Below are 12,566 nucleotides of genomic sequence, written 5' to 3'. Positions count from 1 at the left end.
GAGGATTTTCCTGGTGCGGTGATCATTCAGGCCGCGTAGGTGCTGACCCGGTTGCGTCCGGCACGCTTGGAGGCATACAGCGCCTGGTCGGCCCGCTCGATCAGGCAGCGATGGTCGCGGGCCGTGTGATCGAGGCAGGCGATGCCCAGGCTGATGGTGAAGGCAATGGTTTGGCCGTTGTGCAGCACCTGCTGGTTCTGCACGGATTGACGCAGGCGTTCGGCCAGGGTGCGGGCGCCTCCCAGGTCGGTGCGTGGCAAGACAATGGCAAACTCCTCGCCGCCATAGCGTCCGGCCACGTCGCTGTCGCGCAGGTGCTGGTGGATCAATTGCGAAAGACACTTGATCACGGCATCGCCCGCCTGGTGGCCGTAGCGATCGTTGATCGACTTGAAATGGTCGATATCCAGCATCAGCAGGGCGATGGCGTTGTCATGGTGTGCGTATTCGAATTGCAGGCGCTGCTCCCAGTGCCCACGGTTGTAGAGTTGGGTCAGGTGGTCGGTACGCGACAGTTGTTGCATTTGATTATTGGCCTTCTGCAAGGCAAGGCTGTTGATCGCCACATCGGTCAGGTCGTAGATCACCAGGCACACGTGATCGATCTCACTGTTGGCCGAGCGCAACGGCAGCAGCGTGGTGTTCTGGTACATGAACTCGCCCTGGCCGGTGATCGGCTGGTAGTTCTTGAAGTGCACCAGGTACGGACGCTGTTTCCAGATGGTGAAGGCGGGGGTGCCAAGGGCCACCACTCGCCCCACTTTGCGGGTGAACCAGGGTTTCTCGACTTCCGGGAACAGCTCGAAGAACGAGCGATCGATGGCCTGTTTGGAGGCCACCCCGGAACGGTTCTCCATGAAGCTGTTCCACACCTGGACCCGGCATTCGAGGTCCAGCACGACGATTCCCACGTCGATGCTCTGGACCACCGCCAGCAGCCAGTGCAGCTCGCTGAAATTCATTTGTCTGGGCATGGTTCAACTCATCAGGTAGGCCAGCTTCTGTTCCAGCAAGGCCAGCGAGCCTTCGGTGAACAACAGCAGCAGGTCGAAGTGGATGTTCTGCTCTTCCAGGCTGTAGCTGATCTCCACTGCCTGGGTGTTTTTCCAGCGCTGCTGATTGAGCACGATCAATTCGTCGATGCTGGTCTGCTCGCCGAGCACCTGGGGGTGGCCCACGGAAAAAAACATGTCCAGCTGGTCGGCGATGCTGCTCAGGCAGGCGCCGATCAGCACGCTGGACAGGTCGATCAGCACTTCCATTTCCTGGTAGGGGTCGGTGCCCTGTTCCATCAACTGCGCAATGTCGGCCACCGAAGAGTCGTAGAACATCAGCAGGGCCTCGCCGGCGATGCCGCTGCCGATGTAGCTCTGGCAGATGGCCGTCAACTGTCGCGAGCGATTGGCGTCCGCCAGGAGCATTTGCAGCTCGCCGGCCTCCAGGACGTTGACGTGGGGAATCGGCAGGTGCACGAACACATCCAGGACCTTGGCGATCAGCGCCGCGGCGTAGCCCATGGAGACGTTCACGGTCTCGCGAAAGGCATCGCGAAAGGTCACCACCGGTGCCGGGGACGGATTGGGCACCGGCTTGCAGCGTCCGTTATCCAAGAGTTGCAGTTCATTGAGCAGGCTGCGCAATTGCTGGGGGTCGAAAGGTTTCTTGAGAAAGGCCCGGGCGCCCAGCTCGCGGGTACGACGTACGGCTTCTTCCTGGATGTCGCCGGAGATGACGATGATCTGCGTGTCGATGCCTTCTTCCTGCACGGCACTCAGTACCTGGTAGCCATCCATCACCGGCATCGTCAGGTCCAGCAGCGCCACTTTGCCCAGGCCCCGGCGCAGGGCTTCCAGTCCTTCGCGGCCATTGCAGGCCTGGGTCACGGACACTCGCCATTCGCCAGGCAGGGTCTGCAGCACCTGCTTCCTGGCCATGCTCGAGTCATCGCAGACGAGGAGGGGAATCATCGGGGTCGGACGCTCATTCGAAAAAATCCGCAGGTGGATAGTGTTCGGGAATGTAACGAGTTGCCGTTTGTATTGTGTTTGTTACAGGCTGTCCGTGCCGCGCCGAACTATAGAGCGGCAGATAATGAAAGAACAAGCAGCGGGTAATCGAGTTGTTTGTTCCAGATCATTGTTCAATGAATTTCCAGTACCTGGAATGGCAACTTAAGATGCGGGTTCAACTTTCAATGGGTGGGCACTTGGTTTGCCGGGGCGTGTTATGAGAGTCAGTAAATACGGGGGTCTGGTCAGTTTTCAAGGTGTCTTGCGACTGTTTTCTGGCGTTTGAAAAATGACGCGTTGTAAATAACTTTTAATTGATCGTTAAATAACTTCTTATTATTTGTGGTGACTTCGTGTTCGTATAGGTTGGTGTGGAACGAGTCAGTGTTCGAATGAACGGTCGGTCAGGCGCGGGGGATGAAAGTTAATGGGTCGAGTTGCCCACCTGCCACAACCAGCCTGCCAATATGCAACAAGAACTTACCGCGCAGCCTGCCCCAGGGGCTTGCCTGATCACTGGGTCCCTTGATTTGCGCTGCCTGTAGGGAGCCTGGGGCAAGCGTGGGCGAGCGGCCAAAAAAATGTCAGATTTTGAGTAGCGGCCTGGACCTTTTCCCGCAATGCGCAATCATTACTGCGTGGAAAATATAAGGAGAGACGCATGTTCATTCGGTCATTGACCCTCGCAACTCTGCTCGCTGTCGCAGGCCCCGTCCTGGCTGCCGACAACGATGGCCCACTGACCCAGGACCTGGGCAAATCACGGCCATTGATCGTGATCGCCCCCAGCAGCGTCGACCCGACCCTGGTGAGCTTGAAGAAGTCCCTGGAAGAGCCCGCCAATCGCCAGGCCTTCAACGAACGCAACATGGTCCTGTACACGGTGCTCAATACCATCGGCCAGCGCGATGGCAAGGACATCGATCCGCAATCCACCATGGCCCTGATTCGTAGCCTCAAGTTGGGTGCGGGGGCCCAGACCAAGGTGATCCTGGTGGGTAAGGATGGTGAGAAGAAGCTGGAGCATTCCGGGGCGATCGAACTCAAGGACGTGTTCAGCGCCATCGATCAATTGCCGGCGGCCGAGAAGCAGGCGGCCGCCCCGGCCCCGGCGCCGGAACCCCAGGCCAAGAATGCCAAGGCCGGTAAGCAAGCCAAGCCTGCGTCGGCGCCCCAGGCCCTGGACGACTGAGCCTGGTTTCAGGACCTGCCGGGAGCAGGCTGCATTAGCCCCCGGCATTGCTCCGCACCCCGAGGTATTTCCCGGTTGCGCTCAAGGGCGATCCAGCAACTGGCGCAACGCCTGGACGATCGTCCGCACCTCGCCCTCATCGATCACCAGCGGTGGCAGCAGGCGGATGGTCTTGCCCCGGGTGACATTGATCAGCAGCCCATGATCCCGGGCGGCAGCTTGCACCAGGTCCGGAGCCGGATGCCGCAGTTCGATGCCAATCATCAAGCCCAGGCCACGAACCTCCAGCACCTGCGGATGCCCCGACAGTTCCTCGCGCAACAGCTTGAGCAGCAACGCTCCCTGGTGTTCGGCGTTGGCCAGCAGGCCCTGTTCCTCGATGATCTCCAGCACCGTGCAGGCCACCCGGCAGGCCAGGGGGTTGCCGCCGAAGGTACTGCCATGGCTGCCGGGGGTGAACAGCTGCGCGGCCTTGCCCCGGGCCAGGCAAGCGCCGATGGGAATGCCGTTGCCCAGGCCCTTGGCCAGGGTCATCACGTCCGGCACCACGCCTTCGTGCTGGCAGGCGAACCAGCGGCCGGTGCGACCGATACCGCTCTGGATTTCGTCGAGCATCAGCAGCCAGTTGCGCCGGGAACACAGCTCGCGCAGCGCCTTCAGATAACCTGCTGGTGCCAGCTGGATGCCGCTCTCGCCCTGGATCGGTTCCAGCAGTACCGCGCAGATGCGCGCGCCATGGCGGCTGGCGGCCTGCTCCAGGGCCGCCAGGTCACCGAAGGGTACCTTGAGGAAATCCCCGGGTAATGACCCGTAGCCCAGGCGGACCGCCGGCCCGTCGCTGGCCGACAGGGTGCCCAGGGTGCGGCCGTGGAAGGCGTTCTCCATCACCACCACCAGCGGTTGCTCGATGCCCTTGTACCAGCCATGCAGGCGCGCCAGTTTCAGTGCGGTTTCGTTGGCCTCGGCCCCGGAGTTGTTGAAGAACGCCCGGTCCATGCCGGCCAGCGCCGTCAGCCGGCCCGCCAGTTGTTGCTGCCAGTCGATGCTGTACAGGTTGGAGGTGTGCAGCAGCAGTCCGGCCTGCTCGCTGATGGCGCTGACCAGGCGCGGGTGGGAATGGCCGACACCGGTCACGGCCACGCCGGCGATGGCATCCAGGTATTCGCGGCCGGCCTGGTCCCAGAGGCGGGTGCCCAGGCCTTTGCTGAAGTTCAGGGACAAAGGCTGGTAGGTACTCATCAGGGCGGCGCTCATGGCGGTTCACTTCCATCACGGGTGGGGGGGTCGCCAGTATCGTTAGCCAGCCAGGCTAGATAAACTCGGAAGATCTTTAATCATCTTGAAGTAGGAGTTGATAATGGATCTGTTCCAGGCCATGTCGGTGTACGTCAAGGTGGTGGAGGCGGGGAACATGACCGCCGCCGCCCGGGAATGCGGCCTTTCCACCACCATGGTGGGCAATCACCTGCGGGCCCTAGAGCAACGCCTGGGGGTGCGCCTGCTCAATCGCACCACCCGCCGCCAGCGCCTGACCGAGTTCGGCACCGAGTACTACCAGCGTTGCCTGGCGGTGCTGGGCCTGGTGGCCGACTCCGAGCACTTGGCGGAGCAGGCCCAGGGCACGCCGTCCGGGACCTTGCGCATCACCGCACCGGTGACGTTCGGCACCGAACGCCTGGCGCCGGCCCTGAGTGAATTCCGTCAGCGTTGCCCCGAGGTCAAGGTCGAGCTGAACCTGGCCAACCAGCGCTTCGACCTCACCGATGGCACCTTCGACGTGGCCATCCGCCTGGGCAACCTGGACACCAATGCACTGATTGCCCGGCCATTGCAGGACTACACCCTGACCATCTGCGCCGCGCCGCAATACCTGGAGCACCATGGCACGCCGCAGGTGCCCGAGGACCTGGCGCAGCACAACTGCCTGGCCTTTGCCTTTCCGGCGGGAGACGAGTGGAGTTCCACCGCGACCCAGTGGCCCTTGCACGGGCCCGAGGGAGATGTGCTGATACCGGTGTCCGGCTCATTGCTGGCCAATACGTCCTCCGGCCTGCATCGCGCGGCGCGGGGCGGGTTGGGGATCGTGATGATGCCCGATGCGCTGGTGGAGGAAGACCTGCGCCAGGGGCGGCTGGTGGCCGTGTTGCAGGACTACCAGCTGCCTTTGCGGGCGATGCACCTGCTCTATGCCCAGGACCGCTACCGGCTGCCCAAGCTGCGCAGTTTCGTCGAGTTCGCCCTGGAGAAGTGGGGGCGCCCCTAGCTCGCTTCGTGGGCCAGCAGCATCATCGCCGCCGACAGGGTATGGCCGTCGGTGATGCGCCCGGCGGCGATCATCGCCAGCAGTTCCTGGCGGCTGACCCACAGCACCTTGTCCACTTCGCCATCGGTGGCGCCGGCCTGCTGCTCGGTGATTTCCACCTGGCACACGGCAACGGCACTGGCGATCAGCGAGGTGTTGCTGTGCAGCAATCCCAGCTGGCGCACCTGCGATGCCTGCCAGCCGGTTTCCTCCAGCAGTTCACGGGCGGCGGCATCGCAGGGGCTTTCGCCGGCGTCGATGGCCCCTCGTGGAAACTCGATGGACTGGCCGCCGATGGCCCGGCGCCTGAGGTCGGCCAGCATCAGCCGGCCATCGGCCAGGGTCGGTATGGCGACTACGCCGTTCACTGCCTGGGCCTCCTTGATGATGAAGTAGCCCTGCTCACGGACCACCCTGAAATAGGGGGTTTCCAGCAGGCACTGGTTATCGGGGGTCGAACTCATGTGGGTTACTCCAGGAAGCAGCGATCGAACAGGTACACCTGCTCGGGTTTGAGGTTGTCCAGGGTCGCCTGGGGGCGGCCGCCGTCGCCGCTCTTCTTGCGCCCGGTGTCGCGCAGGTAGCCGGCTTCGCTCATCTTCAGCAGGCGTTGGCGGATGCTGGTCTTGAGCACCGGGCGCTGCAGCACGATAGAGAAGATCGCCACGGCCTCGGGGGCACTGAACTCGTTGCCGAGGAACATCAGCGGCAGGCTGCTGTACAGGGATTTGGACAGCAGCCGTTCATGGGCCTGGGCCACCAGGCTGTTGTGGTCGAAGGGCAGCTTGAAGGTGCCGCTGGCCACTTCCCGCAAGCTGAAGAAACCTTGCTGCGGGCCAGGCTGCACGGGTTCGCTGGCGATCCCCAGGTAGAAGGTCGAGGACGACCAGCAGCGCGGATCGCGGAAGGCATCGCCCACCGTGCCCACCTGTTCCAGCCAGGCCAGGGGCATGTCCACCTTGCTCGAGCGGCGCAGGCGTTCCACCGCGTCGTTCAGGCTGCGGTCCTCGACATCGCCGTTGACCACGATCCCGGGCAGCGCCCAGTGTCCGGCGAAGGGTTCGCTGTCACGCTGGTGCAGGAGGATGTCCAGTTCGCCGCTGTCACGGTTGTAGCGCAACAGGCACAGGTCGATGGTGTGCAGGTAGGCGTTGGCGAGGGTGGGGCGGTCGTGCATATCAACTTCCGTGGGCGGCGTAGAGGCCGTAGTTTAGCGGATTCATCCCCGGAGCCAGCCACTGGCTGGGCGGTGTTTCGCCACGAGCCAGGCATTGACGCAAGACCGTGCTGCGCACCCCAGGCTGTTCCTCGATGCACAGGATGGAAAAACGCTGCAGCAACTCCTGGCCGCGATGGAACCTGGGCAGCTGCCGCGCGACATCCTCACCGACCACCAGGGCGATGCGTTTGCCCTCCAGGGCCAGGTCGTCGGCCAGGCGTTCGAGCAGGGTGATGCTGTATACCGGGCCGGGATCGGCCAGCGCCAGTGTCTGCTCCAGGCGGCTCACCGCCAGCTCGGTCGGGCATTGTGCTTGCAGGTGTCCGGTGATGGCCTGCAACCAGAGTGCCCGTTGTTCGAAATCGGCCATGCGCTTGCCGTCGGGGTGGCGGAAGCTGGGCACCACCAGGACGCGCCGGGCATGGCGAGCGGCCTCGAGCATCACTTGGGCGTGTCCGGCGTGGGGCGGATTGAAAGCGCCGCCATACAGGGCCAGTTCGAACATCGGCTTATCCTATGTTGGTACATGACGTGTACTTTATCACCGCTTTGTCCTGCTGCAACTGCTGTTTGAGGCTGTCATTAAATTTGTGATCGATTTGGCGACACTGAAAAAACTGAAGTAGGGGGGATTGCCACAAAAGTACATGACGTGTACTTTGTGCTCCATGCAGAGGAGAGACCCAGCATGAACAGCCAAACGATGAAGACCGCTTCTTTCGATGTCGATGCGCAAAAGAGCTTCACCCCGCTGTGCCCGGACGAGTTGCCGGTGGCCGAGGGCGACCGCATCGGTGGCGAGCTGAACTTCATGGCGACCCTGGCCAGCCTGCGTGTTGGCAGCAAGGACGCCCACAGTCCCCAGGCTCCCTGGGTGGTGGCCGGGCACGAGCAGATGCTCCAGCCCACCGGCCTGGCACACGCCGACCTGACCTGGGTCAGCCACTGCGTTCCAGGCACCGAGGGCTTCACCCTGCTGGACGAATTGCCCAGCCCCTATGACTACGACTATTTCGTGTGGAAGGGCGTGGAGCCGGACCTGCACCCCTACGGCGCCTGCTACCACGACCTGCACGGCAAGCTCTCCACCGGGGTCATCGAGTACCTCAAGAGCCAGGGCGTGCAGCGGGTCATCGTTGGTGGCCTGGCCCTGGACTTCTGCGTCAAGACCACCGCCCTGCAACTGGCCGCCGCCGGTTTCAAGGTGATCATCCACCTGCCGGCGTGCCGGGCCATCAGCGCCGAGGGCGCCACCCAGGCCATCGCCGACATGCAGCAAGCCGGTATCGCGATAGCCGCGACCCGCGAAGAAGCCGCCAGCCTGGCCAGCGTTTGAGGAGTCACCATGGAAAGTGCATTTGACCGCGACAACGGCGTGATCCAGAGCCTGCTGGACACCGACTACTACACCTTCACCATGATGCAGGCGGTGCTGCACCAGCACCCCAATGTCGAGGTCGAGTACCAGTTCATCGTTCGCTCCAAAGAGTCCCTGGTGCACCTGATCCCCGAGATCCGCCAGGAGCTGGAGAAACTGGCCGACCTGCAGATGCGCGAAGGCGAGCAGCGCTTTTTGTTCAGCAAGCGTTTTCGCGAATACCTGACCCCTGATTTCGAGCAATTCCTCGGGCTGTTCCGCTTCAACCTGCGCTACATCCATGTGGCCGCCGTCGAGGGTCAGTTGAGCATCCGCGTCCGTGGCCCGATGCTGCACTGCATCATGTTCGAGCAACCGGTGCTGGCCATGGTCAGCGAGCTGCGCAATCGCGACAAGTACCCGGATGTCGAACTGGCGGACGTCACTCGCCGGCTCTACCAGAAGTTCGAATGGCTGGAGAAGAATGCCAGCCGCGATGAACTCGCCGAATTGCGGGTCTCGGACTTCTCCACCCGCCGGCGCTTGTCGTTCAAGGCCCAGCGCGAAGTGGTGAAGATCATGCACAGTGATTTTCCCGGGGTGTTCGTCGGCACCAGCAATGCGCACCTGGCCTACGAGTTCGACCTGCCGCTGATCGGCACCATGGCCCACCAGTGGCTGATGGTGCACCAGCAACTGGGGCGGCTGCGGGAAAGCCAGAATGCCGCGCTGGAGAACTGGGTTCGCGAGTATCGCGGGCGCCTGGGCATCGCCTTGACCGACTGCATTAGCACCGACTTCTTCCTCAAGGACTTCGACCTGTACTTCGCCAAGCTGTATGACGGCCTGCGCCAGGATTCCGGGGACCCGCTGGTCTGGGCCGACAAGGTCCTGGCCCGCTATCGGGAACTGGGCATCGACCCGCGGAGCAAGGACCTGATGTTCTCCGACGGCCTGAACTTCGAGAAATGCCTGCCGATCCTGCGTCATGTGCGCGGCCAGGCTCGCTTCGGTTTCGGCATGGGCACCAGCCTGGCCTGCGATGTGGAGGGTGTGGAGCCGCTGAGCATCGTGATGAAGCTGGTGCGGGTACATGGCGAGCCGGTGGTGAAGTTCTCCGACGACCCGGTGAAGAACGTCTGCGAAGACCCATCCTTCCTTCGCTATGCGGCACAGGTATTCAACGTCGATCTTGCCAACTCGCCCCTGGAGGCCTGACATGACCCATCCGACCCAAGAACGTATCGCCCGGGAACTGGGCATCGACCGGCAACTGGTCGCTGGCGGCGAGCCTGCCGAGATTGCCCGCCGCGTGGCATTCATCCAGCAGGTCCTGGGTGATTCCGGTTGCCACAGCCTGGTGCTGGGCATCAGCGGCGGCGTCGATTCTCTGGTGGCCGGGCGCCTGTGCCAGCTGGCGGTGGAGCAGATGCGCGAGGCCGGCCATGGGGTGCGTTTCATTGCCATGCGCCTGCCGTATCGCCACCAGGCGGATGAACACGACGCCCAGGCGTCCCTGGAATTCATCCGCCCCGATGAGATCAGCACCTGCAATATCGCCGACAGCGTCGATGGCTTGATGCGTGAGGTGCAGCTCGACGGCCTGGAACCTTCGGCGGCACTCACGGATTTCACCAAGGGCAATGTCAAGGCCCGGGCCCGAATGCTGGCCCAGTACGCGCTGGCCAACCTGAGCAATGGCCTGGTGGTGGGCACCGATCATGGCGCCGAGGCGTTGATGGGCTTCTTCACCAAGTACGGCGACGGCGCTTGCGACCTGGCGCCGTTGTCGAGCCTGACCAAGACCCAGGTGCGGCTGCTGGCCGATGCCCTTGGCGCGCCTGGGCACCTGGTGCGCAAGGCGCCCACTGCGGACCTGGAGGAACTGGCGCCGGGCAAGCTGGACGAGGACGCCTATGGGTGCAGCTACGAGGAAATCGACGCTTACCTGATGGGCCAGCCGGTACCCGACACCGTGCGCCAACTGATCGAAAACGCCTACCAGCGCACCGCCCACAAGCGCGCCTTGCCCCGCACTCCGGCGCCACATACCCGGTCCCTTTAATCGCTGCCGAGCGGGCGAGGCTGCGATCGGGTGCGCAGCGCCCGCCAAACCTGGCGGAGGGGTACATCAGGCAAATTTCGGATATCCAGATGTGGCTCGTGCCGAGTCTGCGCCAGCGGCTACACGCAGTTTCAACCATCGCGCCATTTGTCCAGGGCCGCACGGCAATCGGCGACCAACTCGGGCATATGCTCCCGTGCCTCGGGCCAGCCCAGGTCCTCCAGCGCTTGCTGGGCCGCCTGGCGCAATGGCTGCCATTGCCGGTGTTCGAAACCGTTGTCCTCCAGGGTCATGCCGTAGGCTTCTGGGCTCAGCCCTTCACAGGCCGTCAACAAGGCTTGCAGGTGCTGGTGCAGGGCCGGGTCCAGCCGCGCCGGGAAATCCCGCACGAAACGCTCCAGGTAATCCAGCTGATCGGACCACAGGTTGCATTCCGCGCAGCAACCGATCTCCACCCGTTGCTGGTCCGCATCCATGGCCAGGAACTCCAGGGCCGGTCCCAGTTCGCCCAGGAGGATGAGCCAGCGGTACTGGTCCTGGCCGTACCAGGTCCAGATATTCGTCGCCAGTTTTTCGTGGCCACTGCCTTGGCTCATGGCGTTTCTCCGGCGTGCCACCAGCGCGGTCGCTGGCTCTTGTAGGAGTGGTGGGTGGGCATCAGGGCCTTGCGGTTGTTGCTGTCGAACGTCCCCAGCAGCAGGGCGACCGTGGGTGCGTCGTCGATGGCGCCCAGGGAGCTGCCACACTGGGCACAGAACGCCCGGCTGGAATAGTCCGACGACCTGAACGTGCTCGGCGCGCCGCCCGGGCCAGTCCAACGCACCCGCTCGCGGGGGAACTCGACCCAGGCCAGGGTCAGGGCGCCGCTATGGCGCTGGCACAGCTTGCACGAGCAGGTATGGGGATTGGCGGCAGGCCCCCGGGCCTCGAAGCGAATCTGCCCGCACAGGCAGCCGCCCTGGTACATCTCTGCGCTCATGCTGGTCCTCCTCCAGGGTGTGCCGTAGTGGCTGGAGGGCGAATCTAGCATGCCCTCCGACCGGCTTCAGCGCAGTTTTTCCAGCATCTGGTAATACCACATGCCAGCGGCCAGCATCGGGTTGCCCAGTTGGTCGCCGAACGGCACGCGGATGTGCTGGCAGGCGGCGAAGGTGTCATAGCGGCCCAGGTGGCCGGTCAGGGCCTCGGCCATGATCTCGCCCATGATGTGGCTGGTGGCCACGCCATGTCCGGAGTAACCCTGGCAGTACCAGACGTTGTCCGAGAGCTTGCCCAGTTGCGGGATGCGGTTGATCACGATGCCCATGGCGCAGCTCCACTGGAAGTCGATGGCCACGCCCTTGAGCGCCGGGAAGGTGTGCTCGATGCACGGCCGCAGCTCACCAGCGATATCCCGCGAATCCTTGCCGCTGTAGTTGGCGCCACCGCCGAACAGCAGGCGGCCATCGGCGGTCATCCGGTAGTAGTCGAGGACGAAGCGGCAGTCGTACACCGCCAGGTCCTCGGGGTTCAGGCGCCGGGCCAGGTCACCCAGGGGTTCGGTGGTGACGATGCCGCCCATGGCCGGGAAGATCTTGCCCTTGAGTTGCCCGGGCTCGAGCTTGTGGTAGACGTCGCCGGCCAGCAGCACCTGGCGGGCCTCGATGCGCCCCTGGGCGGTGATCACCGCCGGCTGCGGGCCATGGACGATCTCCAGCACCGGGCTGTGTTCGAAGATCAGCGCGCCGAGGCTTTCGGCGGCGCGGGCCTCGCCGATGCACAGGTTCAGCGGGTGCAGGTGCAGGTTGCGGGTGTTCTTGATCGCGCCGTGGTAGAGATCGCTTTCCAGCAGGCCGCGGACCTGCTCGCGGTCCAGCAGGCTGACCTCGTCGCCCATGCCACGTTCCACCGCTTCGTCGTAGGCGGCGCGCAACTCGGCCAGGTGCCCGGGCTTGTAGGCGGCATGCAGGTGGCCGTGCTTGAGGTCGCAGGCAATGGCGTATTTTTCTACCCGCTGGCGGATGATCTGGTGCCCGCGCCAGCGCAGGTGCCAGATGAAGTCATCCACTTCGTCGCCCAGGCTGCGGCGCATCTGCTTGCGCATGGCGGCATCGCCGGACAGGCTGCCGGTGACCTGGCCGCCGTTGCGCCCGCTGGCGCCCCAGCCGATCTTGTGGCTCTCGACGATGGCCACCTTCAGGCCGCGCTCGGCCAGCTCCACGGCGCTGGCAACGCCGGTGAAGCCGCCACCGATGATCACCACGTCCACCTGCTGGCTGCCTTGCAGGGTCGGGTACTGGGTTTCCTGGTTGAGGGTGGCGCTGTAGTAGCTGGGGCAGCGCTCGGCTGCCGGGGTCCGCGGATCGAAGGCGGCGCTCATGGGGGAACTCCTCGCAAAAGAATGAACCGGGCCGCTGCCGGTAGGCAGCGGCCAGCAAGTCGG

14 protein-coding genes are annotated in these 12,566 nt (G+C 63.7%); 5 read left to right on the top strand and 9 right to left on the bottom strand.

The genetic code is table 11. The annotated features are described in order from the left end of the window. Positions 1–26: 26 nt before the first annotated feature. Positions 27–974: a sensor domain-containing diguanylate cyclase gene (locus ATY02_RS19610; protein ID WP_068586803.1), complete on the bottom strand. Its 948-nt coding sequence runs from the start codon at positions 972–974 to the stop codon at positions 27–29. Positions 975–977: 3 nt separating this feature from the next. Then, the gene (locus ATY02_RS19605) at positions 978–1,967 is read right to left on the bottom strand and encodes a response regulator (protein WP_068586799.1); all 990 of its coding nucleotides are present in this window, start codon (positions 1,965–1,967) and stop codon (positions 978–980) included. 703 nt (positions 1,968–2,670) lie between these two features. Here ATY02_RS19605 and ATY02_RS19600 point away from each other — a divergent pair. Continuing rightward, complete coding sequence (locus ATY02_RS19600; RefSeq protein ID WP_068586796.1) at positions 2,671–3,201, top strand: DUF4174 domain-containing protein; 531 nt, start codon at positions 2,671–2,673, stop codon at positions 3,199–3,201. Positions 3,202–3,282: 81 nt separating this feature from the next. Here ATY02_RS19600 and ATY02_RS19595 read toward each other — a convergent pair whose 3' ends face one another. Next, the gene (locus ATY02_RS19595) at positions 3,283–4,455 is read right to left on the bottom strand and encodes an acetylornithine transaminase (RefSeq protein WP_068586794.1); all 1,173 of its coding nucleotides are present in this window, start codon (positions 4,453–4,455) and stop codon (positions 3,283–3,285) included. Positions 4,456–4,558: 103 nt separating this feature from the next. Here ATY02_RS19595 and ATY02_RS19590 point away from each other — a divergent pair, with 103 nt between their 5' ends. After that, positions 4,559–5,464, top strand: a complete 906-nt coding sequence (locus tag ATY02_RS19590) for a LysR family transcriptional regulator (protein WP_022643810.1) — start codon at positions 4,559–4,561, stop codon at positions 5,462–5,464. On the opposite strand, the gene ATY02_RS19585 is transcribed toward ATY02_RS19590, so the two are convergent. From ATY02_RS19585 to ATY02_RS19575, 3 genes are read right to left on the bottom strand one after another with little or no spacing between them, the layout of a single operon-like run. Further along, entirely contained in the window at positions 5,461–5,967 is a 507-nt protein-coding gene (locus ATY02_RS19585; RefSeq protein ID WP_068586791.1) for an NUDIX hydrolase, read from the bottom strand. The genes ATY02_RS19590 and ATY02_RS19585 overlap by 4 nt on opposite strands. A 5-nt stretch (positions 5,968–5,972) precedes the next feature. Then, the gene (locus ATY02_RS19580) at positions 5,973–6,680 is read right to left on the bottom strand and encodes an NUDIX hydrolase (RefSeq protein ID WP_068586788.1); all 708 of its coding nucleotides are present in this window, start codon (positions 6,678–6,680) and stop codon (positions 5,973–5,975) included. A 1-nt stretch (position 6,681) separates the two neighbouring features. Beyond that, a complete protein-coding gene (locus tag ATY02_RS19575; RefSeq protein ID WP_068586785.1) occupies positions 6,682–7,227 on the bottom strand; it encodes an adenylyltransferase/cytidyltransferase family protein in 546 nt (181 codons plus the stop codon). A 183-nt stretch (positions 7,228–7,410) separates the two neighbouring features. Here ATY02_RS19575 and ATY02_RS19570 point away from each other — a divergent pair, with 183 nt between their 5' ends. From ATY02_RS19570 to nadE, 3 genes are read left to right on the top strand one after another with little or no spacing between them, the layout of a single operon-like run. Continuing rightward, on the top strand, positions 7,411–8,058 hold the full coding sequence (locus tag ATY02_RS19570; RefSeq protein ID WP_068586782.1) for a nicotinamidase: 648 nt from the start codon (positions 7,411–7,413) through the stop codon (positions 8,056–8,058). A gap of 9 nt (positions 8,059–8,067) precedes the next feature. After that, complete coding sequence (pncB, locus tag ATY02_RS19565; RefSeq protein ID WP_068586778.1) at positions 8,068–9,297, top strand: nicotinate phosphoribosyltransferase; 1,230 nt, start codon at positions 8,068–8,070, stop codon at positions 9,295–9,297. 1 nt (position 9,298) lies between these two features. Beyond that, positions 9,299–10,144, top strand: a complete 846-nt coding sequence (gene nadE / locus ATY02_RS19560) for an ammonia-dependent NAD(+) synthetase (protein ID WP_068586773.1) — start codon at positions 9,299–9,301, stop codon at positions 10,142–10,144. A gap of 131 nt (positions 10,145–10,275) precedes the next feature. Here nadE and ATY02_RS19555 read toward each other — a convergent pair whose 3' ends face one another. From ATY02_RS19555 to ATY02_RS19545, 3 genes are all read right to left on the bottom strand, one after another. Further along, positions 10,276–10,740 carry a hypothetical protein gene (locus ATY02_RS19555; RefSeq protein ID WP_068586770.1) on the bottom strand — a complete coding sequence of 155 codons (465 nt, stop codon included), beginning with the start codon at positions 10,738–10,740 and terminating at the stop codon, positions 10,276–10,278. Continuing rightward, positions 10,737–11,123, bottom strand: a complete 387-nt coding sequence (locus ATY02_RS19550) for a GFA family protein (RefSeq protein ID WP_068586767.1) — start codon at positions 11,121–11,123, stop codon at positions 10,737–10,739. Before ATY02_RS19550 ends, ATY02_RS19555 begins: the two co-directional genes overlap by 4 nt. Positions 11,124–11,189: 66 nt before the next feature. Further along, positions 11,190–12,503 (bottom strand): NAD(P)/FAD-dependent oxidoreductase, encoded by a 1,314-nt coding sequence (locus ATY02_RS19545; RefSeq protein WP_068586764.1) that lies wholly within the window; start codon positions 12,501–12,503, stop codon positions 11,190–11,192. Positions 12,504–12,566 lie beyond the last annotated feature (63 nt).

It is taken from the genome of Pseudomonas sp. BIOMIG1BAC (assembly GCF_001705995.2).
Classification (GTDB): Bacteria; Pseudomonadota; Gammaproteobacteria; order Pseudomonadales; family Pseudomonadaceae; genus Aquipseudomonas; species Aquipseudomonas sessilinigenes.
This window is presented reverse-complemented; position numbering and strand designations above follow the sequence as displayed.